This window comes from Corallococcus exercitus (assembly GCF_003611585.1).
Taxonomy (GTDB): domain Bacteria; phylum Myxococcota; class Myxococcia; order Myxococcales; family Myxococcaceae; genus Corallococcus; species Corallococcus exercitus.
Map to the genome: position 1 here is coordinate 1 of NZ_RAVW01000730.1, position 2244 is coordinate 2244.

Annotated in this window: 4 protein-coding genes; 1 reads left to right on the top strand and 3 read right to left on the bottom strand. The window is 71.3% G+C overall.

Going from position 1 to position 2244, the window contains the following annotated elements; all coding sequences use genetic code 11:
* The coding region (locus D7W79_RS41390; protein ID WP_120530677.1) for a GYF domain-containing protein at positions 1 to 585 on the bottom strand (585 nt) is incomplete at its 3' end.
* Between the two features lie 141 nt (positions 586 to 726).
* Between D7W79_RS41390 and D7W79_RS41395 the strand changes: the two genes are divergently transcribed.
* On the top strand, positions 727 to 1020 hold the full coding sequence (locus D7W79_RS41395) for a TIGR02300 family protein (RefSeq protein WP_120530675.1): 294 nt from the start codon (positions 727 to 729) through the stop codon (positions 1018 to 1020).
* Positions 1021 to 1172: 152 nt separating this feature from the next.
* Here the strand turns inward: D7W79_RS41395 and D7W79_RS44135 are convergent, their stop codons facing one another.
* Positions 1173 to 1331 carry a hypothetical protein gene (locus tag D7W79_RS44135; RefSeq protein WP_158617183.1) on the bottom strand — a complete coding sequence of 53 codons (159 nt, stop codon included), beginning with the start codon at positions 1329 to 1331 and terminating at the stop codon, positions 1173 to 1175.
* Positions 1332 to 1519: 188 nt separating this feature from the next.
* The coding region (locus D7W79_RS41405) for a carboxypeptidase regulatory-like domain-containing protein (protein WP_120530678.1) at positions 1520 to 2244 on the bottom strand (725 nt) is incomplete at its 5' end.

The window sequence follows — 2244 nt, forward strand, 5'->3', positions numbered from 1 at the left end:
CGGCGGGGGCGCGACGGCCACGGGCGGCGGCTCGGGAGGAGGAGGCGGCGGCTCCGGCGGCGCGGCGGGCGCGAGCAGCGCGGCCAGCTCCGGGATGTCCGAACCGCGCTTCCAGTCCGGCATGCCCTGGCGCCAGAAGAAGCTGCGCGCGCTGATGGTGCCCGCGGCCATCCACTCGGCCACGGCCGTCTCGTCCAGCGGGCCCTCCTGCTTGTTGCGCACCATCACGAACCACGGCGCCCCGGCTGTCTGGCGGGGAGGCGCGGTGCGCGTGGGCTCATCATCCCAGGGCGTCTGGGGAGCCGACGCAGGAGGTCGGGCCAGGGGCGCAGGCGCTGCCGCGGCGGCCACCGGAGCCGGAGCGGGCGCGGCGGCGGCACCACCACCTCCCGCCAGCGAACGCTCCTGGGCCCGGATGCGCTCCACGTCGGCGAGCGACACCACGCGGGTGCTCTCTTCCTCGGCGGGCCCTTCCACGGTGATGACGTTCTGGCAGTTCTTGCAACGGACCTTGACCGTCTTGCCGCGGACCTTCTCGTCCGCAATGGAGTACCGCTTCTGGCAATTGTCGCAGGTGAAGTTCAAAGGGGGCGTCCGGCTCTCGGGGAAAACCGGCGGGGATGCTACCGCCAGAAATCTCCCGCGCAAACACACGGTTGACTCTGTTCTTCGGCCCAACTATTCACCCGCCCTCGGTTTCACTCCAGGCTTCTACGAGGGTGGCGCATGCCGGCGAAGGATCTCGGGACCAAGCACTCGTGCTTCAAGTGCGGGACGAAGTTCTACGACATGAAGAAGCCGGACCCCATCTGCCCCAAGTGCGGGGCGGATCAGCGGGAGAACGTGGTCGCCAAGCCCGCCGAGGGCCGGCGTGGCCGCCTGGCCGCGGCTCCGAAGGTCATCGAGCCCGAGCCCGAGGAGACGCCCGCCGCCGAGGAGGACGAGGAGAGCCTCGAGACCTTCGGCGATGACGAGGACGCCGAGGCCGGCGCCGAGCCCGCCGAGGACGACGACATCTAGGGTCTTTCCCAGGATGGAAGGTCTCAGGGCCCCCCGAGCTGCTCGGGCGGGCCCTTTTGCCGTTTCCCGCCTCCCGCTCCCCGGGGGCCTGGAACGGCTCCCCGGAGCGGGGACCCCCTCGCCGGGGGCCCACACCGCTCCGGGACGTCACCTCAGGTGCCGCTCAGACGCTCGTGCGACGACACCAGCGACAGCTCGGTGAGTGCGCTCTGGATCTTCTCGTAGAGGTTGGGCCCCATCTCCTGCATGCCCACCGGCCGGGCGCCCTTGCGGCGGGCCCCCAAGGGCAGGCGCTCAACCTCTGCGGACAACGTGGGTTGCTTCCTGGCCTGATGCATGACGGGTCCCCCTCGCGCGGAAGTGTTGGCTTCCGCAGAAGCAATTTTGCCACCAAGACAGAAGTCTGAACAAGGGGCGTGCTTCCCGGCACTTATACGGAACCCCGGGCCGACGATTTCGTTCCGTCGGATCCGGACGCGACAGCCGTGTCAGGGGCGCCCTACTGTCCCGAGCCGGCCTGACGCAGTGCTTCCACGCCCCAGGTCTGATCGACCTGGACGGTCTCCCCCGCACGGACGGTGACGGTCCGGGACGTCTCCGGCAGCCGGTCATGCCAGAAGACGAGCGTGTGGGCCCCTTCGGGGACTCGCATCCGGAAGCGGCCGTCCGGGGCGGTGGTGGTGAAGTACGGGTGGTTGAAGGTGCGGACCACCGCGCGCATCCAGGGGTGCACGTCGCAGCGGACCTGGACGGTGCCCGGTTCGGCGGGCAGCGGGCGGCGCAGGGTCATGCCCTCCAGGGGCATGGCGACGTTGAAGACGGAACGGTTCGTCCCAGCCTGGGCGCGCACGTTGTGCACCAGCGGGTCGGAGTTGCGCAGCAGCAGCTCACCGCCAGCCTTCGCCGCGAGCGAGGGGGGCTCGTAGTGGCACTGCTTCTGGTCCAGCACCGGCGGCGGCGCGGGCGTCTCCGGGTCGGGCAGCCCCGCGCCGTCCTGGAGTGAGACGACGGCGTGGGCCAGGGCCCCCTCTGCGCCCACCACGAGCGAGCGGTCCTCCGCCTGGTCGCCGCACACGCTGGCGACAGTGGCGGAGGTCGGCGCGCTGGGGGCCTGGGGAGGGGTCCCGGTGAGGAGCACCCGGCCCTCGATTTCGCCCCACTTCACCGGTCCGGTGGGACGCGGCGCGACAGCGGCGGGAGGGGACGTGGCCGGGGGAACCGGAG